Source organism: Magnetospirillum sp. LM-5 (assembly GCF_902729445.1).
GTDB lineage: Bacteria > Pseudomonadota > Alphaproteobacteria > Rhodospirillales > Magnetospirillaceae > Magnetospirillum.
The window spans coordinates 18371-41292 of the sequence record NZ_CACVCE010000009.1 but is presented as its reverse complement, the minus strand read 5'-3'; the positions used below and the strand labels follow the sequence as shown (position 1 = coordinate 41292).

Here is a 22922-nt window from a genome sequence, read left to right as displayed (position 1 = left end):
GCGACATCCCCTTTCTTCTTACCCGGCGGCGTCATGCCGTTACACACCCTCCTGACCAGATTCCCTACCCCACCGGGGGTTGTTAGAAGTACTGGTTCGCTAGAGACTGTACCAGGGGAAGCACCCCTCCCTTTCGTTCACTGTAGACATATTATGCCGATCCGCCCGTCCTCTGTCAAGTCTTTGGGGCTGATCTATTCGACCAGAGCCGGAACCTTTGGCGCGGACTTGGCATCGTCTCCATAGGTGAAGACCATCTTGCCATCGACCATATCCAGACGGACCAGCCCGCCCTTGGCCAGCCGACCGAACAGCAATTCCTCGGCCAGCGGCTTCTTGATGTGCTCCTGGATGACGCGGCTCAGCGGGCGGGCGCCGAACTGGCGGTCATAGCCCTTCTTGGCCAGCCAGGCCCGGGCCTCGTCGGACAGTTCGATATGGACGTCGCGGTCGCTCAGCTGGGCTTCCAGTTGGATGATGAACTTATCGACCACCTGGGCCACCACTTCCGGCGACAGATTGGCGAAGGCAATGGTCTGGTCCAGCCGGTTGCGGAACTCGGGGCTGAACATGCGCTGGATCGCTTCCTTGTCGTCGCCGTCGCGGACCTCGCGTTCGAAGCCGATGGCCGGCTTGGCCAGGTCGGCGGCGCCGGCATTGGTGGTCATGATCAAGATGACGTTGCGGAAATCGACGCTTTTGCCGTTATGGTCGGTCAGGCGTCCGTGGTCCATCACCTGCAGCAAGATGTTGAACAGGTCGGGATGGGCCTTCTCGATCTCGTCCAGCAGCAGCACCGAATGGGGGTGCTGGTCGATGGCGTCGGTCAGCAGGCCGCCCTGGTCGAAGCCGACATAGCCGGGCGGCGCACCGATCAGACGCGACACCGAATGGCGCTCCATATACTCGCTCATGTCGAAGCGGGTCAGCTCGATCCCCAGGATACGGGCCAACTGGCGGGCCACCTCGGTCTTGCCGACACCGGTCGGGCCACTGAACAGATAGCAGCCGATCGGCTTTTCCGGCTCGCGCAGGCCTGCACGCGCCAGCTTGATGGCCGCCGACAGCGCGTCGATGGCCTGATCCTGGCCGAACACCAGGGTCTTCAGGTCGCGATCCAGGGTGCGGAGCGCCTCGGTGTCGCTGACCGACACCGACTTGGGGGGGATGCGGGCGATCTTGGCGACGATTTCCTCGACATCCTTGACGGTCACCGTCTTGCGCCGCTTGGATTCGGGCAGCAACATGCGCGCCGCGCCGACCTCGTCGATGACGTCGATGGCCTTGTCCGGCAACTTGCGGTCGGTGATGTACTTGGCCGCCAGCTCGACCGAGGCCCGGATCGCCTCGGGCAGGTACTTCACCCGGTGATGGCTTTCGTAATAGGGCTTGAGGCCGGTCAGGATCTTGATGGAATCCTCGACCGAGGGCTCGTTGACATCGATCTTCTGGAACCGGCGCACCAGGGCGCGGTCCTTTTCGAAATGGTTGCGGTATTCCTTGTAGGTGGTCGAGCCGATGCAGCGCAGCACGCCGGCGGCCAGGGCCGGCTTCAACAGGTTCGAGGCATCCATCGAACCGCCCGAGGTGGCACCGGCTCCGATCACCGTGTGGATCTCGTCGATGAACATGATGGCGCCGGGATAATTCTCGAGCTCGGTCACCACCGCCTTCAGCCGTTCCTCGAAATCGCCGCGATAACGGGTGCCGGCCAGCAGCGTGCCCATGTCCAGCGCGAAGATGGTCGCGTCCTTCAAGACGTCGGGCACCTCGCCGCGCACGATCTTCAGGGCCAGACCCTCGGCGATGGCGGTCTTGCCGACGCCGGGATCGCCGACATAAAGCGGATTGTTCTTCGAACGGCGGCACAGGATCTGGATGGTGCGCTCGACTTCCGGCTCGCGGCCGATCAGCGGGTCGATCTTGCCCTGGCTGGCCTTCTTGTTGAGGTTGACACAATAGGCGGTCAGCGCCTCCTGGCCCTTCTTGACCACCTTCTCGGCGCCGGCTTCGTCGTCGGCGCCGTGCACCGGCTTGGCCTGGCTGCGGCCGGGCGCCTTGGCGACGCCATGGCTGATGTAATTGACCGCGTCCAGACGGGTCATGTCCTGGGTCTGCAGGAAATAGACGGCGTGGGATTCACGTTCCGAGAACAAGGCGACGATGACGTTGGCGCCGGTCACCTCTTCGCGGCCCGAGGATTGGACATGAATGGCGGCGCGCTGGACCACCCGCTGGAAGCCGGCGGTCGGCTTGGGGTCGCCCGCTTGCGGCGCCACCAGATCGGCCAGAGACGTGTCGATGAACTCGACCAGATCCTTCTTCAGGCGTTCGACATCGACGTTGCAGGCCCGAAGCACCGCCACCGCGTCCTGGTCGTCGGCTAAGGACAGCAGCAGATGTTCCAGGGTGGCGTATTCGTGGTGGCGCTCGGTGGCATGAGCCAGCGCCCGATGCAGGCTTTGCTCCAGATTGCGAGACAGCATGGCCGTACCCCTTCCGCGGCTATTCCTTTTCGATGGTACATTGCAGCGGATGCTGGTTCTGCCGGGCCAAATCCATGACCTGGGTCACCTTGGTTTCCGCCACCTCATAGGTGTACACGCCGCAGATGCCGACCCCCCTGGTATGAACGTGCAACATGATGCGCGTCGCCTCTTCACGGTTCTTGCCGAAGAACCGTTCCAGGACGTGCACGACGAACTCCATCGGCGTGTAGTCGTCGTTTAGCATCAAGACCTTGTACATCGAGGGCTTCTTGGTCTTCGGGCGGGTCTTGATGACCACACCGGTCTGGGGTCCGTCCTCGTTGCGCCGGTCGTCTTTGTTGTCGCTCATGATCACGCTAGCTAGGGTTTTGGCCACAGGTATACGCCTATCATATTGGGCGGAAGTGGCGAACGAAAAGCCCCTCATTGGCAGGAAGGCCGGAAAAGCCACAAAAAAAGCCCGGCAGGTTCCCCCGCCGGGCTTTCTTGAAGGCGTAAAGGCCTAGGCGGCCAGCTTGACCATGCGGTCGATGCCGGCATTGACCTGGGCGGTGATCGGGGCGAAGGCGTCCTCGATCAGCTTCAAGGACAGGTCGGACAGGCGGGTGGTCTCGGCGACCAGGCGATCGACCTGAGCCTTGGACAGGGTCGACTGCAGGTCGGCCCACTCGCGGATCGACTTGGCGGCCAGGATCTGCTTCGAGACCGAGACGCTTTCCTCGATGCTGGTCTGGGTCAGGGAGACCACCGCCTGGGTGATTTCCTGCAGACCCGAGGTCAGGATCTCGCTCGACTTGATGACGGCGTCGATGCCGTCCTTGGTCGAAACCTGGGCGTCCTCGTAAGACTTCAGAGCGGCGGCCTGGGCCTTCTCGGCGACGGCCTGGGCCTTCTGGGCGGCTTCCTGACCAGCCTTGACGGCGGTGTCGATGGTTTCCTGACCGGCGGCGACCACCTTCTGGGCGGCTTCCTGGCCGACCTTGACGGCGCTCTCGATGGTCTCCTGACCGGCGGCGACCACCTTCTGGGCGGCTTCCTGGCCGACCTTGACGGCGCTCTCGATGGTCTCTTGACCGGCGGCGGCGACCTTCTGGGCGGCCTGCTGGCCGACCTTGACGGCGCTTTCGATGGTTTCCTGGCCGGCGGCGACGGCCTGTTCGATCTTCTTGGCGGCAACCTTGGTCTTGGCGGCGGTGGTCATCTGCTGGTGCTCCTGAAACGAAAGGACTTGATTGGTTCGGCCGCAACCCGGAACCGGATATATTGCGGCGCAGCATCGTTATAATGCCCAGCCGAGCCCACTTCGTCAAGGATTTTTGTGCAGTGCAACATAAGCGTCATCGACACCAATCATATGCGTCACCAATGCCCTAGCGCCGCAGCCCGCGCGGCCCGACCTCCAGGGTGAAGTCGGTGACCTCGCCGCGCCGCGCGCTGTCGGCCCGCTGCGGGTCGAACGGGACGGGACCGGCGGCCTTGACCGGAATTGCCGTGGTATCCAGCGCGAACAGATTGCTGCTGAACACCAGCCGATCGAAGGAATCCGACGGGTGCTTCCAGGCGGTGAAATGATAGCTTCCGTTCAGGCAGCTCGCCGCCGTCCAGTAGAAGGATTGCGACGGCAGGCGCAGGCCGACCGGCGGCGGGCCGAACATGCCGTCGCCCTTGAACGACGCCACCAGCCGATCATAGGTTTCCTGGTCCAGGGCGATCTTGGACTCTTCGGCCCGCCACGGACCGAGCAGGTCGTCCGAGCTGAGCTTGCCGGCATTGCCCGAGCCCACCACCTTGACCGACAGCACCTTCTGCAGCGAATCCAGCTGGTAGATGCGCACCTGTTCGGAATAGACCCCGTTATAGACCATCCGGAACCGGTCCGGCATGCCGGCGGTGCAGTGCTCGTCGATATCGTCGCCGGCGAGGAACGAGTACCAATAGAACTTCCGGACCACCGGGTCGCCGATGTCGCCGCCCCGATAAGCACAGGCTGACAGGGTTCCGGCCAGGGTCATCGCCGCGGCAATGATGGTCAAGGTCTTGCGCATGGTTTCTCATCCTGTTGGTCGGGGGCCATCTTATCTCACCCTGATGCCGGGAAAAGATGGCAAGCGTATGACGCCGTAAACTGGACAGGGAGTCATCATTTCTTTAAGGTGCCGGTCTATCCTGATGGGGTCTGATGATCAAGGAAGGTCGGCAACGGTGGCGGCAACCCGGATAATTTCCACGGCCATTGGGTCGTTCATTTTGTTCGCGGCGACGATGTTGGCGCCGCAGCCTGCCGCCGCGCAGCCGCGCGAAAGCCGCTATGCGGCCATTGTCATCGACGCCGACGACGGCGACGTGCTGTACGCCGTCAACCCCGACCGCCGTTCCTACCCGGCGTCGCTGACCAAGGTCATGACCCTTTACCTGATGTTCGACGCGCTTGATTCCGGGCGGATGTCGCTGGCGACCACGATGCCGGTATCGGCGCACGCGGCGGCCCAGGCGCCGTCGAAACTGGGGCTGCGGCCGGGCGATCGCATCTCGGTGGAAGATGCCGTGCTGGCCCTGGTCACCAAGTCGGCCAACGATGTCGCCGTGGTCATCGCCGAGGCGCTGGGCGGCAGCGAAGATTCCTTCGCCGCCATGATGACCCGCAAGGCGCGCCAGTTGGGAATGCACGCGACCACCTATCAGAACGCCTCGGGCCTGCCCGATCTTGACCAGGTCTCGACACCGCGCGACCAGGCCTTGCTGGGCCGGGCCATCGCCCGCAACCATGCCCGCCACTACCATTATTTCTCGACCCGCCAGTTCAAGTGGCGCGGCCAGCCGATTTCGACCCACAACCGCCTGATGCTGCGCTATCAGGGCGCCGACGGCATCAAGACCGGCTATATCAACGCCTCGGGCTTCAATCTGATCGCCTCGGCCAAGCGCGACGGCCACCGCATCGTCGGCGTGGTGTTCGGCGGCGACACCGCCGCCGGGCGTGACCGCAACATGGCGCAGATTCTCGACAAGGGCTTCGCCCGCGTCAAAGCCGGCAACCACGCAATCCGCTCGGCCCAGGCCGAGGACGAGGACCGCGCCGACCTCGACCGGCTGATCGCGGCGACGCAATCGAACAAGGCCGCCGGCAAGAGCCTGGCCATGGCCGGCACCCGCCATGGCGAGGATCTGGGCTCGGGCGATCTGGAATCCGACAATTGGGCGATCCAGGTTGGCGCGTTCGGCAGTCAGAAGCCGGCACACCAGGCGGCCAGCGCGGCGGCGTCCAAGCTGGGCGGCCTGGTTTCGCGGGCGACCATCGACATCGACAAGGTCAAGGCCGGCAAGGCCCACACCTTCCGTGCCCGCCTGACCGGCTTCACCGAGGATCAGGCCCGTGCCGCGTGCAAGCGTCTGGCCAAGGCCAAGAAGGATTGCAAGCTGGTCCAGCCGTCATCGTGACGGCTTGGCCGGCCGTGGCTTGGCCGGCTTGAGCTGCCCGCGTCCCACCTGACAGACCGAACCATCCGCCTCGATCGGGGCGGTCTCGCGCCAGGACAGCGTCGGTTCGGCCAGCGGGCCGCTCAGGATCAGACCGCGCCCGCCGCGATTTTGCGGCAGCAATGTCAGCTCGACCGTTTCATGGGACAGATCAAGGGAACCGCCGCCCAGCAGCGCGTGGCTCGCTGTCTCGACCGCCAGGCCCCGCTCGGTCTGGAACACGCCGCCATTGATGGTCGCCCGCGCCACAGCACAGCGCAGTTCGTCGCCACCGGGAAGAAAGCCCGAGCCGACATCGGCCACCAAGCCCCCTTCGGCGACCGCCAGCATCGTCCGCAAATCCTCGCCGCGTCCGGCCAGGGCCAGGGTGAAATCGCCGCGCGCCGCCTGGCTGCCGGTCAATCCCAGTTCGTGGCCCAGGCGCCCCCACTCGACATGCATACCCCGCAGCGAGGCCACCACCGACGGGATGCCCCCATTGGTCCGCAGGTCCAGCGACCCGTCCAGGGCGCCACCGGCCAGGCCGGCCCGCATCGGCGCCAGCTCGAGCCGGCCACCGCCCAGACGCAAGCCGATCGCCGTGTCGGTCAGCCGCACGCTGCCCAGCGCCAAGGCGCCGACATGCAGGGCGATGTCGGCATCGACGCTTCGCAACAGATCGACCGGGACCGGCCAGTCGGGAACCAACCGGCCGTTGGCCCCCTTGACCGGCCCACGGGCTTCCAGCTTTTCACCGGGACGAACGGCCGGCGTGGTGAAGTCGGCCAACGCCAGCGCGGTCGCGCTCAGTTGGGCGGATACCTTGGGGAGGCGGCCGTCCGACCAGGCCAATTCGCCGACGAGCTCGCTGGCCGCGACCGCCGCCTTGAGGTCCAAAAGCCGCCAATCGTCCAAGCTTCCGCGTAATTGCGCCGACGCCCGGGCCGGCCCCATCGACGGGACATCGAAACCAACCAGACGGGACAGGCCGGCCAGATTGTCGCTTTCCGCCGCCACCGCCAGCTCGATTCCGTGGAGCGGCCACAGGTTGCGCACCGCCCCCCTGGCCGACACAAACACCATGTCGCGTCGACCCAGCGCGGCATCCAGGTCGGCAAGCCCCAGATGGCCGCCGACCTCGGTCAGGCGGGCGTTCAGCCGAAACGGTCCCACCGGCGGCACATGGCGGCCGGCCAGCCGGGCCAGGTCGGCGAATTCGTCAGCCTGCAGCCCGACCTTGATATCCGCGCCCTTGCCGGCCAGCGGTGCCGTCAACGTGCCATCCAAGGCGGCCTGGATCCCACGGCCCGAGGCCTTCAGCCGGATCGGCCACGGCTTGCCGTCGCCCAGGCCGGCAAGGCTGCCCAGGCTGCCGGTCAGTTCGAAGGTCTTGCCGGAATGGTCGGCGACCATTTGGATCGAGACCGGGCCGGCACCAGGCCGTTCGGGTTGGATGGACAATTTGTGGACATTGTAGGTGTCGCCCACCCGGTCGGCGCCGACCACGGTGACGCGGGCGTTCTTGATCTTGAATTCGCGCAGGTTGAGGCGGGCGGTGGCCTTGTCCGATTTGCCGGCGGCGGCAGGCGGCGGGTTCGGAACCCAGTTGCCGATCCCGTCGGCCCCCGTTTCCAGAACAATGTCCGGCCCCGAAACCACCAGCCGGACCACGCGGACGTCGCCGCGCAACAGCGGCAGCAAGGCCAGTTCGGCTTCGACCCGATCGACCCGCAGCATGTCTGCGCGCGAACCGCCCGGGCGGTTGGCCAGCGACACCCCGTCGGCGACCAGGGCCGGCACCAGCCCACCCCGCAGCCGCAGACCGCCATTGATGGCCAGGTCACGCCCGGTGGCGGCCTTGACCTCGGCCACCAGCAGGGTCTTGATCCGCCCGAGATCCAGCGACTTGGCCGCGGCGATGGACAGCGCGGCGATCCCGAAACCGCCGACCACCGCCACCTTCAGCAGGGTGCTCAGCCGCATTCGGGCGCCCCGATCAGCCGTGCCGCGACCTCGGTCAGATTGTCGAAATCGTCGATCACCAGATGGGCGCCGGCGCCTTGCAACTCGTCGATGGCATGATAGCCCCAAGACACCCCCAGCCCGATCGCCTTGGCCGACTTGGCCATCATCATGTCGTAGGCGGTGTCGCCGACCATGATCATGTTGGCGGGTTCGACCCCGCATTCGGCGGCGGCGCGGACCAGCATGGCCGGATTGGGCTTGCCGGGATTGTCGTCAGCGGTCTGGATGGTCAGGAAGCGGCCGTGCAAGTCGTGCATGTCCAGCATGGCCTGCACGCCGCGCCGCGACTTGCCGGTGGCCAGGCCCAGCAGCCAGCCGGCCTGGTCCAGGGCGTCCAAGGCCTCGAGGACGCCGGGAAACAGCGGTTCCTCGTTGTCGGGCAGCAGGCGCAGACCGCGGAACGCCTCTTTATAGGCTTCGGCGACCTGGCGGTGCATTTCGTGGGTGGCCCAGGGCAGCAGCACCGAGCAGGCCTCGACCAGCGACAGGCCGATGATGCGCCGGACGTCCGACGGCTCGGGCACCCCCAGCTCCATGTGCGACCACGCCTCGGTCATGGCGGCAACGATGTTGTGCTCGGAATCGATCAAGGTTCCGTCGACGTCGAAAACGACAAGGCGTGGTTCACTCATGGACCGACCGCAAAAGCTTGTGGGTCGAGTAGCTTACCCCATGCATGGCTGCCAACCAACCGTCAGGATGGGCGATCGGGTGACAGGCGCGCAAAAGCAGGGTAAGGTGCGGCCTCTGTTTCGATTTGGGAGTACCGACGACGATGCGCGTTTTGTCCTTTGCGCTTGTGATGGGAACCCTTGCCGCCTCGCAGGCGCTGGCACAGCAAGCCCCGGCCGACCAGCAGGGCGTCCCCGAGGCATTGCGCCGCTTCCAGGCCTATGCCACCAGCGACGCGTATAAGAAGACGGTCAGCCAGATCGCCACCATCGGCGATTCGATCTCGGCGCCCGAGTGCAAAGAGCACAAGCCGATGGAGCGGGCCGCCGTCACCATCTTCAAGCCGGCATTGTTCGGCGAGGGTCTGCATCCGGTCGATGGCCTGTGGATGGACCGCATCAAGATGAGCCGCTGCGGCACGCCGGTCATGCAAAACATCCTGGTGCGGGCGCAAGCCAACGGTCAGCCGCCGCAGATGCAGCTGAAGATGCCGGGCGCCACCTCGGCCAACCCGCCCATGCAGGACGCGGTGATGACCGACGTGCTGGCCAGCCTGGCCAAGGGCAAGTGCTCCGACCAGACCAAGATCATCCCGGTCGACAGCAAGCTGGACAAGGAAATCAAGCCGCGCAAGATCGACGCCAAGGGCATGTTGACCGAGGGCGCCTGGAAGGAAACCTGGGTGTTCAACGCCTGTGGCAAGAAGACCAACATCGGCGTGGAATTCGCCGCCGACGGCAAGGGCAGCCTGACCCACAAGGTCAAGTAGGCGCCATTCATTGCGGTACGGGGGCGGCCGGCGGCATGACGCCCCGGCCGCCCTTCGTCTTTTAGGATAAGGAGCACGCGAGATGCCGACCATCCTGATCACCGGCGCCAATCGCGGCCTGGGCCTGGAATTCGTCCGACAATATGCCAAGGACGGCTGGCGGGTGCTGGCCACCGTGCGCGATCCGCTGTCCGGGCGCGCCGCCTCGGATTGCGGGGCCGAGGTCTATGTCGCCGACGTCACCGACGAAGCCTCGATCCGCCGTCTGAAGGGCTCGCTGGCCGGAACCGCCATCGACGTCTTGCTGAACAATGCCGGCATCTACGGCGAAAACCAGGAATTCGGCGGAATCGATGTCGAGGGCTTCCTGCGGGTGGTGCGCACCAACACCGTAGCACCCCTGAAGATGGCCGAGGCCTTCGCCGACCAATTGTGCGGCCCCAAGATCATCGCGGCACTGTCGTCGAAAATGGGGTCGATGGCCGACAACACCTCTGGCGGCGCGTATGCCTATCGCGCCTCGAAGGCGGCCCTGAACATGGTGATCAAGGGATTGTCGGTGGATCTGGCGGCCAGCGGCGTGATCGCCCTGGCCTTGTCGCCGGGATGGGTGCGCACCGACATGGGCGGCCCGACGGCGCCGCTGGATGCGCAAACCGCCGTCGCCGGCATGCGCACGGTGATCGGTGGCGCCACCTTGAAGGACAGCGGCAAGTTCCTGCATTACGATGGCACCGAGGTTCCCTGGTAGGAGAACGCCCGATGCCCGCCCCCATCGAATTCTTCTTCGACTTCTCGTCGCCCTATGCCTATTTCGCCAGCCACCGGATCGATGCATTGGCGGCCCGCTTCGGCCGTGACTGCCTGTGGAAGCCGATGCTGCTGGGACCGGCCTTCAAGGCCTCGGGCAACCAGCGACTGATCGACCAGCCGCTGAAAGGGGCCTATTCCACCCACGATTGGGAACGCCTGGCGCGGTGGATGAAGGTCCCCTATCGCCTGCCCGACCCGTTCCCGGTGGCGACCACCTCGGCCGCCCGCGCCTTCTGGTGGCTGGATTCCACGGATCCGCTTGCGGCCAAGACCTTCGCCCGCGCCGTATTCGCCGCCTATTTCGAGGGCGGCCGCGATATTTCCGCCAAGGCCGAAATCATCGCCATCGGCGCGGCCCAGGCCTGCGACGCCCAGGCCATGGCGGCGGCCATCGATGACCCGGTATGGAAGGACAAGTGCCGGGCCGAGACCGACGCGGCCATCGCCCGCGGCGTGTTCGGATCGCCCTTCTTCTTCGTCGATGGCGAGGGGTTCTGGGGCGCCGACCGGCTGGGCATGCTGGCCGAATGGCTGGAGAGCGGCGGCTGGTAGGGTGATTGCGCCTTGGCGCCGAAGGGTATAATGCTTGACGACAAATCGCTTCTGGGAGACCCCCCTTGCCCCTGCTGATCGATCTGAAACCCGGCGAGAAGGTGATCATCAACGGTGCCGTGCTGGAAAATGCCGGGGCCAACACCAAGCTTCGGGTTCATAACGAATCGAACATCCTTCGCCAGAAGGAGATTCTGACGGACCAGGACGTCTCGACGCCGGCCTCGCGGATCTATTTCTGCCTGCAGTGCGCCTATATCTTCCCGGACAAGCGCGACCATTATCTCGAGCTGTACAACCATTTCCTGGCCGAATATCTGGGCGCCTGCCCGTCGGCCATCGATATCGGCAACGAGATCTATAACGACGTGATGGAAGGGCACTATTACAAGGCCCTCAAAGCCTCGCGCAAGCTGCTCAAGCACGAATCCGAGCTGCTGGGCCGCCTGGAAAAGGACGCCCACATCTGGAGCGAAGCCGTCACCGGCGAAAAGTCCGAATCCTAGTCCTCGGGGGAAAAGTCCACTGAGCGAAGCGAAGGACTTTTACACGAACAACACCCTAACCGATCCGCCCGAAGGCCGGCATCAGGTCCAGCAAGCCGTTGCCGATCAGGTTCATGCTGCCGGTCAGGATCAGCAGTCCGGTGGCGATCAGCAATCCGCCGATGGCCAGTTCGACCATCCGCATGTGGCGGCGGAACCGGGCCAGGAAGGCCAGGAAAGGCTTGGCCGCCAGCGCCGCCAGCAGGAACGGGATGCCCAGGCCGGCGGCATAGGCGGCCAGCAGGCTGGTGCCATAGGCCATGGTGCTGCCCGACGCCGCCACCATCAAGATGGTCGCCAGGATCGGGCCGACGCAGGGGGTCCAGCCGAAGGCGAAGGCCAGGCCCAGCAAGAAGGCGCCGGCCAGACCGGCCGGCCGGCTTTGCACATGCACCCGCTTCTCGAAATTCAGGAAGGCGATGCGCATCACCCCCATGTAATGCAGGCCGAAGGCGATGATAACCAGACCCGCCACCACCGACAGGGTTTCGATATTGTCGGTGATCAGCCGGTTCAGCGCCGAGGCGCCGGCCCCCATGGCCACGAACACCGTCGAGAAGCCCAGCACGAAGGCCAACGCCGACAACCGCACGCTGCGCTTGGCCCCGTCCAGCTGATCCAGTCCGACGCCGCCTAGGAAGCACAAATAGGCGGGGATCAACGGCAGCACGCAAGGCGACAGGAACGACAACGCGCCTGCCCCGAACGCCGCCCAATAGGAAACGTCGAACCCCTCCATCGGATCAGGCCCCGACCACTTTGACGGTCTTGTTGTCGCCGAAATTGACCACCTTCTTCTTGGTCAGCCACGACGCCACCGCGTCCCATACCGGCGGGCCTTCGGTCCCTTCATTGACGCTGGCCCAGCCGGTGACCGTATAGGTCTTGGCGGCATCCAGCTTCTTGCCGGACCGCAGCAGGGTCATGTCGGAAATGCGCGCCCCGATCGGCTTGTTGATGTCGATGCGGTACGACAGGCCGCCGACGCGGACCATGTCGCCACCCTGCTGGTAATAGGGGTCGGGGTTGAACAGATTGTCGGCGACGTCTTCCAGGATGTCCTTCAACAGCTGGCCGGTCATTTCCGACCGGTAGGCGTTGGGATAGGTGATGGCGGTCTGGTTGTAGACGTCTTCCATGGTGATGTCGGCACCCGGCGGCAGCGACGAGCCCCAGCGGAAGCCCGGCGACAGGGCGATTTCGGCGTCGCGTTCATCCAGCAACGCCTGACAGATCAGATCGTCGAAGCTGCCGTTGAAATTGCCGCGCCGGTACAGCAGACCGTCGGTGCGGGCCAGCACCTTGCCCAGCACGTCCTGATGCGGCGCGCGAATCTTGGCGATCAGCCCCGCCATGTCGGCATCGGCAGCGATTGCGTCGGAAAAGACCGGCATCAGGCGGAAGGCATGGTTGACCACCCGCTTGTCCTTGACCTCGACATCCAGCCGGGCCAGGAACTTCCCGTGCGAGCCCGAGGCCACCAGAAGGGTGTCGCCGACCTTGACCACGCCGGGGATGGCGTCGTGGGTGTGACCGGTCAGCAGGACGTCGATGCCCTTGACCCGGCTGGCCATCTTGCGGTCGACGTCGAAGCCGTTGTGGCTGGCCACCACCACCAGATCGGCGCCTTGGGCGCGGGCGGCATCGATCCGCTTCTGCATTTCCTCGTCGCGAACGCCGAAGCTCCATTTCGGAATCATGTAGCGGGGGTTGGCCACCGGGGTATAGGGGAAGGCCTGGCCGATCACCGCCACCTTGACGCCGCCGCGGTCGAAGAAGGCGGTGTGCGGGAAGACGTCTTCCTCCCATTCGGTGTCCTTGACGTTCTGGGCCAGGAACGGGAATTTCAGCTTGGCGATCAGTTCCTTGACCCGGGCCTCGCCATAGGTGAACTCCCAGTGCGGCACCATGACATCGACGCCGAGCGCGTTCATGGCATCGACCATGTCCTCGCCCCGGCTTTTCAGCGAGGTGTAGCTGCCCTGCCAGGTATCGCCGCAATCGACCAGAAGCGTGTTGCCGGGCCGCTGGGCGCGGATCGCCTTGACCAGGGTGGCCATGCGGTCCAGACCGCCGATGCGGCCATAGCTTTTGGCCAGGCCGGAAAAATCCTCGCAACTCAGCGCATAGGCCTCGGGGCTGCCGGCCTTCAGGCCATAGGCCTTCAGGAAATCCTTGCCGGTCAGATGCGGCACCAATCCCTTGGCCGCGCCGACACCCAAATTGACCGACGGTTCGCGGAAATAGAGCGGCATCAATTGGGCATGGATGTCAGTGAAATTCAGCAGCGTCACCTGGCCGACCGGCTTGAACTCAAGCAGCGCGTCCTGGGTGATGGTCTGGCGGGCGGCGGCGCGGGCCAGGCCCGGACCGCCGGTCAGCACGGCGGCCGCGGCCGCCACTTGCAAGAAGTCGCGACGAGTCAGCATCGAATGCTCCTCAGGGGGAAAAGGAAAGTGGCGCGGCCGGGATCACCGGCCGCGCCAGGTATTACTTGCGAACCGCCGGGCTTTCCACCTTCAGGCCGTTGGCCCGCCAGGTGGCGTAAAGCTCCAGCGCCACGTTCTCGATCGAGCCCCACGGATAGGGCTCGGCCCGGACTTCCTCGTTGCAGCCGCGGATACGCTTCTGGGCGGTCCCCAGGGTCTGCCACTTCAGACGGTATTGCGGGAAGCCGTTGGGCATGCCCTGGCTAAGGAGTTCGGTGCGCAAATGCTGGCCCCAGTAATCCTCGTGGCAATGCTTGCAGGCGACGTCGTTCAGGCCGCGCCGCTGCAGGTAAAGCCTGCGCCCCATTTCGAAATAGGGCGCCGCCGGGCCGTCGGCCTGCACCGCCAGCGGAAGCCCTCGGGACTGGTGCTTGACGAAGGTGGTCATGGCGTTCAGCGGCTTGGAATCCCACTTCCACTCGTCCGCCTTCATCCGCTCGGTGCGGCACTGGTTGATCTTCTGCTCGAGGATCAGCACCGAATTGACGTGCGGGTCGAAGCGAGGATAGACGGTGCCCACCCCCTTCATCGACTTTTCGGCGTCGCCATGGCAATCCTTGCAGGCCTTGCCGGCCGCACCTTCGGCCTTGGACCACAGCTTCTTGCCTTCCTCGACCCACAGGAAGCCGGGATTGGTGAAGTCGTCATCCTGCATCGCCCGGGTTTCCGGCTCGGCGAAGGTGTAGCCGGACCGCTTGTCGCCCGCGATATAGGGCGCCATCTTCGGGTCCTTGGGATCGAACGGCGGGTCGGCCAGCGCCTTGCCGGTCACGGCGGCGACGACCAGTGCGACACTGACGGCGAGAACGCTTTTCCTCATCTCCGGTCTCCCTTTGGCCAAGACTGGCGTCACGCCACCGTGATGGCGTGACTCGCCGAATAGACCTGTCCGTCGTCGTCGTGCCACTTCAGCTCGATCGGCCCGCTTTCGGTCGCGGTCAGGAAGAACGACAGATAGGGGTTGGCCGAGATGGCCGCGGCCCAATCCGACTTGAACACCTCTTTGCCGTTATAGGTGCAGACGAACTTGTTGATGATCTTGCGCGGGATCGGCTTGCCGGCCGAATCCTTGCGCTGGCCGGATTCCATGTCGTGGTCGATGGTGGTCTTGACCTCGAACACCTCGCCCTTGGCGGCCTGGGCGGGAATTTTGACGCGGGGTGTGGGCATCTTTCAAATCCTTCCTAGGTAATCAGCCGCCGCAGCCACCGATGGTGACCTTGACTTCCTGCTTGGCTTCCCAGACCGAGCCGTCGCTCATCAGGGCGATGGCGCGCACGTCCTGGGTCTTGCCCAGGCGCAGACGCATCGACACCGTGGCCTTGCCGGTGGGGGTGAAGAAGAAGCTGGCGACCTGCGGGCTAGGGTTGCCCTCGGCCATGACGTGGATGGCCTTGACGTGGCTGGCTTCGGTCATCGGGCTGTCGACCGACACCGTGAAGGGCACGGTGTTGCCGTTCTCGGCGATCTGCGGAAGCTGGATCTTGACCTTGCCTTCCTGCGGCTTGGCGCCGCCGGCCAGCTTGGCGATGGCTTCGTCGGTGGCGGCCTTGTCGGCCAACGCCATCTTCGGGGCAACCAGGGTGGCGGCGGCACCGGCGCCGATGCCGGCCAGGACGGATCGGCGGGTCACGCCGGTCTTGACTGTACGCATGGACGATTCTTCCTTTGTCTTGAATTATTTCAGGGTCGACAGGTAGGCGACGACGTCCTCGACCTCTTGCGCGGTCAGGATGGTCTTGCCCTCCCAGGCCTTGGCGACCCGGTTCAGCCCTTCCTTCTTATGGAAGGACGGCATGATGGTGTCGGGGAACAGCACCTTGGGATCGACGATCCGCATCCGCATCTCGGCCGGCTGCAGTCGGCTGCCAACGCCGGCCAGATCGGGGGCGACGTCGCCATGATCGGGTTCTTCGGGGATGGGGGCGGTGTGGCACGACAGGCACAGCCCGGTGGTCCGCAGGACCTTCTTGCCGTTCACCGGATCGCCCGGCTTGTCGGTCAACGGCGCCATGCGCGAGACTTCGAAATATTCCCGATCCGGCGCCTTCTTGCGGGCGGCGGCATCGGCCCCGCTCACAAGTCCCACCGCAATTCCGGCGGCCACGGCGACCGTCAAAAAGGAAGAGCGCATGAATCCTCCGTCGGCGTTGTTGGGCCATCCACTATATTGCATTGCACAATCAGCGAAGAACCCGCTCTTGCGACCATAGTTCAACACTCATGCATATAATTCAAGACTCATTCTATTGTGCAAGCGCAGCAAAACACGAGGTTTCACTGTTTAAAATACCCATACCCCCACCCAAGCGGGTTGTTTCAACTTCAGGCAAACGGGTGGGGGTGAGTTAGAGCCTGGGCGGCCGCCGGACCGTCGAGAACCAATATTCTTCAACGCAATGGACGGCGTTCACCAGTTCGTTGACGTCGGCCGGTTTGGTAACATACCCCCCTGCCCTTAAGCCATAGCAGGAGACCACGTCTTTTTCGGCTTCAGAGGTCGTCAGCACCACCACCGGGATGGCGGCCAGGCTGCGGTCGGCCTTCATTTCGCGCAGGACCTCGTGGCCTGACATGCGCGGCATGTTGAGGTCGAGCAGGACCAGGTCGGGGGCCTGGCCGCTATGGGGCGGATGGGCGTGCAGGAAAGTCATCGCCTCGAGACCGTTGGCGGCGACGGCGACGTTGCATTGATAGGGACCGCTGTCCAGGGCCATGCGGATCAGCTCGATATCGGCGGGCTCGTCCTCGACGACCAGAACCTCGAACGGGCGCCCGCGATCATTGTGCTGTTTACCCAAAACTTGCTGCCCCATCGTCATGCCCTCTCACCTGTTCCGGCCTCGGCCGGAAAGGCTACATGGAAGGTGCATCCATCCTGGATGCTTGAAGAAATCCACATGCGCCCGCCGTGATGTTGGGCAATCTTGCGGCAAATCGCCAGGCCGATACCCGTCCCCTCGACCTCGCCCTGCGGAACCAAACGCTGGAACACCCGGAACGCTCGCTCGTGGTCCTTGGGGTCCATACCGCGCCCGTTATCCTTAATCCACAAGATAGTCTCTCTGTCTGCGATATTCCACCCGACCGAAACACGCAATGGTCGGTCGGGCGCGCGATACTTGATCGCGTTGCCCAGGATGTTGCCGACCAGCCGGTTCAGTTCCGGCTCGTCGCCTTGGATGGTGGGCAGGTCGGGGGCAACCTCGATCTGGCCTCCGACCTCTTCCAGCGTGAAGGCCAAGGTCCGGATCTGGGTCTCCAGCACGGTCCGCAGCGAGACCGGTTCGAAAGCGCCCCCGGCCCGGCCGACACGGGAATAATCCAGCAAGCCAAGGATCAGGGCGTCCATGCGCTTTGCCCCATCGATGGCGAAACCGAAATAGGTTTGGCTTTCCGGGTCCAGCTGATCGCTCAGCTTGCGGGCAATCAGGGTCAGATAGGCGCTGACCATGCGCAAGGGCTGGCGCAAATCGTGGCTGGCGGCATAGGCGAACTCGGCCAGTTCCTCGTTGGCCCGGGCCAGTTCGCGGGCCTGGCGATCAAGGCGCTGGTTGCCCTCGATCAACTCGGCCTTCATCCGCAATTCGTTGCTGATGTCGATGGCCAGGCCAAGATAACCGACGATATCGCCATCGTCGCCACGGACCGGCGACACCATCAGCGACACCGGGAACCGGGTGCCATCCTTCCTGATACAGGTCCACTCGCCGCAATCATGGCCTTCGCGGTCGGCCCGATGGACGAAGGTGCGAAAGCCGCCATTTCCGGGGGAAGAGCGCGCGTCCACCTCGGCGGGATCATGAAATGCCAGGGGCGTCGATCGCCCGACCATCTCGTCGGCGCAATATCCCAGCATCAGCTCGGCGCCGCGATTGAAGGTGGTGATCAGCCCATCGGGGTCGGTGGCAATGATCGCCACCTGGGTCGCTGCGTCCAGCAGTGATTGCAGTCGCTGATTGAGCCGGCGAATGGTCTGTTCGGCGATCATGCGGTCGGTGATGTTTTCCTTGACCGCGATATAGCCGGTCATCTGGCCGCGCGCGTCGCGAATGGGCGAGATCTGCGCCTGTTCCCAATAGGTCGAGCCATCCTTGCGCTTGTTCAGGAACACCGTCGACCACGGATCGCCGGCCCGCAAGGCCGCCCACATCGCCCGGTATTCGTCATCCGGAGTGTGACCGGACTTCAAGATGCGCGGATTCTCGCCGCGGGCCTCGGTAATGTCATAGCCGGTGACGCGGGTGAAGGCCGGGTTGACGAATTCGATGCGGCCCTCGAGGTCGGTGATGACCACCGAGGCGGGGCTTTGTTCCATCGCCAATACCAGACGGGCATTTTCCTCGATGGCCGCCCGAGCCTGGCGCAGGCGGCTTTCTCGTCGGGCGGCCAACCACCCCAGGACGCCCACGCCGATGCAGGTCACCACCAGCACGGCCAGCTCGATCACCGTGCCGCGCCGCCAGGGCTCCAGCACATCGTCCATGTCGCGCGTCAGGAAGATCAGCACGGGAGTCGTGCCCCCGGCCATATAGGTCCGCGCCACGATCAGCTTGTCACGCCCGTCGGTGGCCGCCTGGGTGCGATGCACGCTTTGGACCTTGCCGCTTTCCACGTGACCGACGAAGGCCTTGCCGTCGGCGATATTCTTGCCGAAGAAGGAAACGGGATCGGGATGGCGGGCGATGATGATGCCGGTGCGGCTCACCAGGGCTGCGCTGCTGCCCCCGCCGGGCAAGACGATCCGCTCGGCGACGGCGTTGTAGAATTCCAGATCCAGGGCGGCCACCGCCACCCCGCCCCAGCTTCCGTCGGGGCGATCGATTCGCATCGAGACGAAAATCACGTCCGGACCGCCGTCCATGGTGCGAAGGGGCGGCGTCATGAAGAAGCGCCGCGTCCCGCCCTGCTCAAGCAATTGTGTGTAATAGGGGCGGTGTGAAACGTCGCGACCGAGCAGATCGGGCAAGGACGAGGCGACCACCCGCCCATCGGGGCCGACCAGAAAGGCCTGGCGAACTTCCTTGAAGGGATGGACCAAAGTTCGCAGCCAGGCCGAATCGCCGGCCGCGTTGCCCTGGGCCACGGACTCAAGCAATCGCTGGACCGCTTGATCGCTTTCGGCCACCCGGGTCTCGGCCGACTGAGCCGCCTGGGTCAGGCGCTGGACCTCGTTCTCGACCGCGCTGTCGTAGACTTCGTGGATCCGCAAGGCCGACGCCGCCAGCAGCCCCAACATGACCACCAAGGCGGCGGCAACAGACCTTTTGGAACTGGAGACGGAAACGAAGGTCATAGGTCTCGGGGCGTAAGTGTCGCTGGCCGATTAGACCACCAAAGCCCCCCGTAAAAAAGGCAAAATCCCCCCGGGAGCTCACTCCCGAGGGGATTTCTTGTCGTCTGCGATCAGCCGAATTCGATGATCTTCTGATCGACAGCCAGCGACTCGCCGGCCTTGGCGTGGATCTTGGCGACCGTGCCGTCGCGCTCGGCCTTCAGGATGTTTTCCATCTTCATGGCCTCGACGATGGCCAGCGGCTCGCCGGCCTTGACCTCCTGGCCTTCCACCACCTCGACGGCGCGCAGCAGGCCCGGCATCGGCGACAGCAGGTACTTCGACATGTCCGGCGGCGCCTTGAACGGCATCAGCTTGTTCATGGCCGCCGCATGACGGGTCAGCACCAGCACCTTGGCCCGGCTGCCGGCGTGGGCCAGCACATAGGCCACCCCCTCGCGATCGACCTGCACGCAGACCGTCCGGCCATCGACAGTGCCGCGGAACAAGGGCTGGCCCAGCTGCCAGTCGGTCTTGACGTCGACCACGTCCTTGCCGATGACGATGGCGAAGCCACCTTCCGCCGGGCGGGCCTCGATCTCGTGATACTGGCCGTTGAACACCACGGTCCAGGCGGTCTGCACCTTCACCTCATGGCCGGGGAACTGGCCCGAGATCTTGCATTCCCGCGCCGACGAGGCCAGGTTGACCGCCGCAGCCACCGCGATCAGCACGGTCGGGTCATCGGCCGGCAGATCGTCGGCGTGGAAGCCGTTGGCATATTCCTCGGCGATGAAGTTGGTGGTCAGAGCGCCCTTGACGAAGCGCTCCTTGCTCATCAGCGAGGCCAGGAACGGGATGTTGTGCGACAGGCCCCGGATGTAATAGGCATCCAGGGCGTCGCGCATGTGGGCGATGGCGGCGTCGCGGGTCGGGCCATAGGTGATCAGCTTGGCGATCATCGGATCGTAGAACATGCTGATCTCGCCGCCTTCGTAGACGCCGGTATCGACGCGCACATGGGCGGTCTCGGCCGGCGGCATGTAGCGGGTCAGGCGACCGGTCGAGGGCAGGAAGTTGCGGAACGGATCCTCGGCATAGACGCGGGATTCCATCGCCCAGCCGTTCAGCTTGATGTCGTCCTGGCCGAAGGCCAGCTTCTCGCCGGCGGCGACGCGGATCATCTGCTCGACCAGGTCGATGCCGGTGATCATTTCGGTGACCGGGTGCTCGACCTGCAGGCGGGTGTTCATTTCCAGGAAGTAGAACTCGCCGGTGGCGCCACCGACGATGAATTCCACCGTACCGGCCGACTTGTACTGCACGGTGCGGGCCAGGGCGCAGGCCTGCTCGCCCATCGCCTTGCGGGTCTCGGGCGTCAGGAACGGCGACGGGGCCTCTTCGATCACCTTCTGGTGGCGGCGCTGGATCGAGCATTCACGCTCGCCCAGATACAGCACGGTGCCGTGGCCGTCGGCCAGGACCTGGATTTCGATGTGGCGCGGCTGCTCGATGAACTTCTCGACGAAGACGCGGTCATCGGCGAACGAGGCCTTGGCCTCGTTGGTGGCCGAGGTGAAGCCTTCGAAGGCCTCGGCATCGTTCCAGGCCAGGCGCATGCCCTTGCCGCCGCCGCCGGCCGAAGCCTTGATCATCACCGGATAGCCGATTTCATTGGCGATCTTGACCGCCTCGTCTGCGTCCTTGATGACGCCCAGATAGCCGGGCACGGTGTTGACGCCGGCTTCACGGGCCAGCTTCTTCGATTCGATCTTGTCGCCCATGGCGAAGATCGCGTGGGCGTCGGGACCGATGAAGGCGATGCCGGCCTTGGCCAGCGCTTCCTGGAACTCGCGCTTTTCCGACAGGAAGCCGTAACCCGGATGCACCGCCTGGGCGCCGGTCTTGACGCAGGCATCGACGATCTTGTCGATCAGCAGGTACGACTGGGCCGAAGGGGCCGCGCCGATATGCACCGCTTCGTCGGCCATCTGCACATGCAGGGCGTCCTTGTCGGCGTCGGAATAGACGGCCACCGTCTTGATGCCCATCTTGCGGGCGGTCTTGATGACGCGGCAGGCGATTTCGCCGCGATTGGCGATCAGAATCTTGGTGAACATTCTGCCAGCCCCCCTTAGAGCGGGATGTTGCCGTGCTTGCGCACCGGCCGTTCGAGCTTCTTATCCTTCAGCATCGCCAGCGAGCGGCAGATGCGCTTCCTGGTCGAGTGCGGCATGATCACGTCGTCGATGAAGCCGCGATGGCCGGCGACGAAGGGGTTGGCGAACTTCTGGCGATATTCCTCGGTCCGCGCCGCGATCTTCTCGGAATCACCGATGTCGGTGCGGAAGATGATCTCGACCGCGCCCTTGGGACCCATCACCGCGATTTCGGCGGTCGGCCAGGCGAAGTTGACGTCGCCCTTCAGGTGCTTCGAGCTCATCACGTCATAGGCGCCGCCGTAAGCCTTGCGGGTGATGACGGTGATCTTCGGCACGGTGCATTCGGCATAGGCGTACAAGAGCTTGGCGCCGTGCTTGATGATGCCGCCATATTCCTGGGCGGTGCCGGGCAGGAAGCCGGGCACGTCGACGAAGGTCAGGATCGGAATGTTGAAGGCGTCGCAGAAGCGCACGAAGCGGGCGGCCTTGATCGAGGACGCGATGTCCAGGCAGCCGGCCAGCACCATCGGCTGATTGGCGACGACACCGACGGTAGCCCCTTCCATGCGGGCGAAGCCGACGATGATGTTGCCGGCATAGCCAGGCTGCACCTCGAAGAATTCGCCCTCATCGACGACCTTCAGGATCAGTTCCTTCATGTCGTAGGGCTTGTTGGCGTTGTCCGGGATCAGGGTGTCCAGGCTCATCTCGATGCGGTCGGGCTGGTCCGCGGTCGGACGCACCGGCGGCTTCTCGCGGTTCGAGCCGGGCAGGAAATCCATGAAGCGGCGCAGCTGCAGCAGCGCCTCGACATCGTTCTCGAAGGCCAGGTCGGCGACGCCGGACTTGGTCGAGTGGGTGATGGCGCCGCCCAGTTCCTCGGCGGTGACGGTCTCGTGGGTCACGGTCTTGACCACGTCCGGACCGGTCACGAACATGTACGAGCTGTCCTTGACCATGAAGATGAAGTCGGTCATGGCCGGCGAGTACACGGCGCCGCCGGCGCACGGGCCCATGATCATCGAGATCTGCGGCACCACGCCCGAGGCTTCGACGTTCCTTTGGAACACCTCGGCATAGCCGGCCAGGCTGTCCACGCCTTCCTGGATGCGGGCACCGCCCGAATCGTTCAGGCCGATCACCGGGGCGCCGACCTGGACCGCCTTGTCCATGATCTTGCAGATCTTCTCGGCGTGGGCCGCCGACAGCGAGCCGCCATGGACGGTGAAATCCTGGCTGAACACGAAGACCAGACGGCCGTTGATGGTGCCGTAGCCGGTGACCACGCCGTCGCCGGGAATCAGGTTCTTTTCTTCCGCCATGCCGAAGTCGGTGCAGCGGTGTTCCTTGAACAGATCCCACTCCTCGAAGGAATCGGGGTCCAGCAGCAATTCGACGCGTTCGCGCGCCGTCAGCTTGCCCTTGGAATGCTGCGCGTCGATGCGCTTCTGACCGCCGCCCAGATAGGCGCGGTTCCTCTTCTCTTCGAGCTGGCGAATGATTTCCTGCATCCGGTTCCCCCTCGTGCGGTGTGACCGCACTGGTTAGCGACGTGGGTCGCCCACACTAATGCCTGATCGGCAAAAGCGCGAGCCCCATCGGGCGGCTGTCCCACCCTTCTGGTCAGGGCGGTTGAAATACCATTACTCGTGTTTCCGTGCCACCGAAAAACGGA

Annotated in this window: 21 protein-coding genes; 5 read left to right on the top strand and 16 right to left on the bottom strand. The window is 64.6% G+C overall.

Annotated features, from left to right (window positions below; translation table 11 throughout):
• Nucleotides 1-194: 194 nt before the first annotated feature.
• From clpA to MTBLM5_RS05450, 4 genes are all read right to left on the bottom strand, one after another.
• Nucleotides 195-2486, bottom strand: a complete 2292-nt coding sequence (gene clpA / locus MTBLM5_RS05465; RefSeq protein ID WP_173974767.1) for an ATP-dependent Clp protease ATP-binding subunit ClpA — start codon at nt 2484-2486, stop codon at nt 195-197.
• Nucleotides 2487-2505: 19 nt separating this feature from the next.
• Nucleotides 2506-2838 carry an ATP-dependent Clp protease adapter ClpS gene (gene clpS, locus MTBLM5_RS05460; RefSeq protein WP_068503584.1) on the bottom strand — a complete coding sequence of 111 codons (333 nt, stop codon included), beginning with the start codon at nt 2836-2838 and terminating at the stop codon, nt 2506-2508.
• Nucleotides 2839-2991: 153 nt separating this feature from the next.
• Nucleotides 2992-3690, bottom strand: coding sequence for a phasin family protein (locus MTBLM5_RS05455; RefSeq protein WP_173974766.1), 699 nt, complete (start codon nt 3688-3690; stop codon nt 2992-2994).
• A gap of 169 nt (nt 3691-3859) precedes the next feature.
• The gene (locus MTBLM5_RS05450) at nt 3860-4534 is read right to left on the bottom strand and encodes a hypothetical protein (protein ID WP_173974765.1); all 675 of its coding nucleotides are present in this window, start codon (nt 4532-4534) and stop codon (nt 3860-3862) included.
• Nucleotides 4535-4736: 202 nt separating this feature from the next.
• Here MTBLM5_RS05450 and MTBLM5_RS05445 point away from each other — a divergent pair, with 202 nt between their 5' ends.
• Nucleotides 4737-5927, top strand: coding sequence for a D-alanyl-D-alanine carboxypeptidase (locus MTBLM5_RS05445; RefSeq protein ID WP_254430920.1), 1191 nt, complete (start codon nt 4737-4739; stop codon nt 5925-5927).
• Here MTBLM5_RS05445 and MTBLM5_RS05440 read toward each other — a convergent pair.
• Nucleotides 5919-7928, bottom strand: coding sequence for an AsmA family protein (locus MTBLM5_RS05440; protein WP_173974763.1), 2010 nt, complete (start codon nt 7926-7928; stop codon nt 5919-5921). The genes MTBLM5_RS05445 and MTBLM5_RS05440 overlap by 9 nt on opposite strands.
• Nucleotides 7919-8602 carry an HAD family hydrolase gene (locus MTBLM5_RS05435; RefSeq protein ID WP_173974762.1) on the bottom strand — a complete coding sequence of 228 codons (684 nt, stop codon included), beginning with the start codon at nt 8600-8602 and terminating at the stop codon, nt 7919-7921. The genes MTBLM5_RS05440 and MTBLM5_RS05435 overlap by 10 nt, the downstream gene beginning before the upstream one ends.
• Before the next feature lie 170 nt (nt 8603-8772).
• Here MTBLM5_RS05435 and MTBLM5_RS05430 point away from each other — a divergent pair, with 170 nt between their 5' ends.
• The 4 genes from MTBLM5_RS05430 (at nt 8773) to MTBLM5_RS05415 (ending at nt 11282) form a co-directional block, all read left to right on the top strand.
• On the top strand, nt 8773-9411 hold the full coding sequence (locus MTBLM5_RS05430; protein WP_173974761.1) for a hypothetical protein: 639 nt from the start codon (nt 8773-8775) through the stop codon (nt 9409-9411).
• 82 nt (nt 9412-9493) lie between these two features.
• A complete protein-coding gene (locus MTBLM5_RS05425) occupies nt 9494-10162 on the top strand; it encodes an SDR family oxidoreductase (protein WP_173974760.1) in 669 nt (222 codons plus the stop codon).
• Nucleotides 10163-10173: 11 nt separating this feature from the next.
• On the top strand, nt 10174-10776 hold the full coding sequence (locus MTBLM5_RS05420) for a 2-hydroxychromene-2-carboxylate isomerase (protein WP_173974759.1): 603 nt from the start codon (nt 10174-10176) through the stop codon (nt 10774-10776).
• A gap of 65 nt (nt 10777-10841) precedes the next feature.
• Nucleotides 10842-11282 (top strand): flagellar biosynthesis repressor FlbT, encoded by a 441-nt coding sequence (locus MTBLM5_RS05415; RefSeq protein WP_173974758.1) that lies wholly within the window; start codon nt 10842-10844, stop codon nt 11280-11282.
• A 55-nt stretch (nt 11283-11337) separates the two neighbouring features.
• On the opposite strand, the gene MTBLM5_RS05410 is transcribed toward MTBLM5_RS05415, so the two are convergent.
• The 10 genes from MTBLM5_RS05410 to MTBLM5_RS05365 all read right to left on the bottom strand — a co-directional run bounded on the left by MTBLM5_RS05410 (nt 11338) and on the right by MTBLM5_RS05365 (nt 22758).
• Nucleotides 11338-12060 carry a cytochrome c biogenesis CcdA family protein gene (locus MTBLM5_RS05410; RefSeq protein WP_173974757.1) on the bottom strand — a complete coding sequence of 241 codons (723 nt, stop codon included), beginning with the start codon at nt 12058-12060 and terminating at the stop codon, nt 11338-11340.
• Nucleotides 12061-12064: 4 nt separating this feature from the next.
• Nucleotides 12065-13750: a thiosulfohydrolase SoxB gene (gene soxB, locus MTBLM5_RS05405; RefSeq protein WP_173974756.1), complete on the bottom strand. Its 1686-nt coding sequence runs from the start codon at nt 13748-13750 to the stop codon at nt 12065-12067.
• A gap of 61 nt (nt 13751-13811) precedes the next feature.
• On the bottom strand, nt 13812-14630 hold the full coding sequence (gene soxA, locus MTBLM5_RS05400) for a sulfur oxidation c-type cytochrome SoxA (RefSeq protein ID WP_173974755.1): 819 nt from the start codon (nt 14628-14630) through the stop codon (nt 13812-13814).
• Nucleotides 14631-14659: 29 nt separating this feature from the next.
• Nucleotides 14660-14980: a thiosulfate oxidation carrier complex protein SoxZ gene (gene soxZ / locus MTBLM5_RS05395; RefSeq protein WP_173974754.1), complete on the bottom strand. Its 321-nt coding sequence runs from the start codon at nt 14978-14980 to the stop codon at nt 14660-14662.
• A gap of 22 nt (nt 14981-15002) precedes the next feature.
• Nucleotides 15003-15464, bottom strand: a complete 462-nt coding sequence (gene soxY, locus MTBLM5_RS05390; protein WP_173974753.1) for a thiosulfate oxidation carrier protein SoxY — start codon at nt 15462-15464, stop codon at nt 15003-15005.
• 24 nt (nt 15465-15488) lie between these two features.
• Entirely contained in the window at nt 15489-15944 is a 456-nt protein-coding gene (gene soxX / locus MTBLM5_RS05385; protein ID WP_173974752.1) for a sulfur oxidation c-type cytochrome SoxX, read from the bottom strand.
• 214 nt (nt 15945-16158) lie between these two features.
• On the bottom strand, nt 16159-16626 hold the full coding sequence (locus tag MTBLM5_RS05380; RefSeq protein ID WP_173974751.1) for a response regulator: 468 nt from the start codon (nt 16624-16626) through the stop codon (nt 16159-16161).
• Between the two features lie 2 nt (nt 16627-16628).
• Nucleotides 16629-19106, bottom strand: coding sequence for a PAS domain S-box protein (locus tag MTBLM5_RS05375; RefSeq protein WP_173974750.1), 2478 nt, complete (start codon nt 19104-19106; stop codon nt 16629-16631).
• Nucleotides 19107-19216: 110 nt separating this feature from the next.
• Entirely contained in the window at nt 19217-21205 is a 1989-nt protein-coding gene (gene accC, locus MTBLM5_RS05370; protein WP_173974749.1) for an acetyl-CoA carboxylase biotin carboxylase subunit, read from the bottom strand.
• A 14-nt stretch (nt 21206-21219) separates the two neighbouring features.
• Nucleotides 21220-22758, bottom strand: coding sequence for an acyl-CoA carboxylase subunit beta (locus MTBLM5_RS05365; protein ID WP_068497396.1), 1539 nt, complete (start codon nt 22756-22758; stop codon nt 21220-21222).
• Nucleotides 22759-22922 lie beyond the last annotated feature (164 nt).

Excerpts from the sequence above, each read along its gene's own strand:
- clpA (WP_173974767.1), bottom strand. The coding sequence starts at position 2,486 with ATGCTGTCTCGCAATCTGGAGCAAAGCCTGCATCGGGCGCTGGCTCAT.
- clpS (WP_068503584.1), bottom strand. The coding sequence starts at position 2,838 with ATGAGCGACAACAAAGACGACCGGCGCAACGAGGACGGACCCCAGACC.
- MTBLM5_RS05455 (WP_173974766.1), bottom strand. The coding sequence starts at position 3,690 with ATGACCACCGCCGCCAAGACCAAGGTTGCCGCCAAGAAGATCGAACAG.
- MTBLM5_RS05450 (WP_173974765.1), bottom strand. The coding sequence starts at position 4,534 with ATGCGCAAGACCTTGACCATCATTGCCGCGGCGATGACCCTGGCCGGA.
- MTBLM5_RS05440 (WP_173974763.1), bottom strand. The coding sequence starts at position 7,928 with ATGCGGCTGAGCACCCTGCTGAAGGTGGCGGTGGTCGGCGGTTTCGGG.
- MTBLM5_RS05435 (WP_173974762.1), bottom strand. The coding sequence starts at position 8,602 with ATGAGTGAACCACGCCTTGTCGTTTTCGACGTCGACGGAACCTTGATC.
- MTBLM5_RS05430 (WP_173974761.1), top strand. The coding sequence starts at position 8,773 with ATGGGAACCCTTGCCGCCTCGCAGGCGCTGGCACAGCAAGCCCCGGCC.
- MTBLM5_RS05425 (WP_173974760.1), top strand. The coding sequence starts at position 9,494 with ATGCCGACCATCCTGATCACCGGCGCCAATCGCGGCCTGGGCCTGGAA.
- MTBLM5_RS05420 (WP_173974759.1), top strand. The coding sequence starts at position 10,174 with ATGCCCGCCCCCATCGAATTCTTCTTCGACTTCTCGTCGCCCTATGCC.
- MTBLM5_RS05410 (WP_173974757.1), bottom strand. The coding sequence starts at position 12,060 with ATGGAGGGGTTCGACGTTTCCTATTGGGCGGCGTTCGGGGCAGGCGCG.
- soxB (WP_173974756.1), bottom strand. The coding sequence starts at position 13,750 with ATGCTGACTCGTCGCGACTTCTTGCAAGTGGCGGCCGCGGCCGCCGTG.
- soxA (WP_173974755.1), bottom strand. The coding sequence starts at position 14,630 with ATGAGGAAAAGCGTTCTCGCCGTCAGTGTCGCACTGGTCGTCGCCGCC.
- soxZ (WP_173974754.1), bottom strand. The coding sequence starts at position 14,980 with ATGCCCACACCCCGCGTCAAAATTCCCGCCCAGGCCGCCAAGGGCGAG.
- soxY (WP_173974753.1), bottom strand. The coding sequence starts at position 15,464 with ATGCGTACAGTCAAGACCGGCGTGACCCGCCGATCCGTCCTGGCCGGC.
- soxX (WP_173974752.1), bottom strand. The coding sequence starts at position 15,944 with ATGCGCTCTTCCTTTTTGACGGTCGCCGTGGCCGCCGGAATTGCGGTG.
- MTBLM5_RS05380 (WP_173974751.1), bottom strand. The coding sequence starts at position 16,626 with ATGGGGCAGCAAGTTTTGGGTAAACAGCACAATGATCGCGGGCGCCCG.
- MTBLM5_RS05375 (WP_173974750.1), bottom strand. The coding sequence starts at position 19,106 with ATGACCTTCGTTTCCGTCTCCAGTTCCAAAAGGTCTGTTGCCGCCGCC.
- accC (WP_173974749.1), bottom strand. The coding sequence starts at position 21,205 with ATGTTCACCAAGATTCTGATCGCCAATCGCGGCGAAATCGCCTGCCGC.
- MTBLM5_RS05365 (WP_068497396.1), bottom strand. The coding sequence starts at position 22,758 with ATGCAGGAAATCATTCGCCAGCTCGAAGAGAAGAGGAACCGCGCCTAT.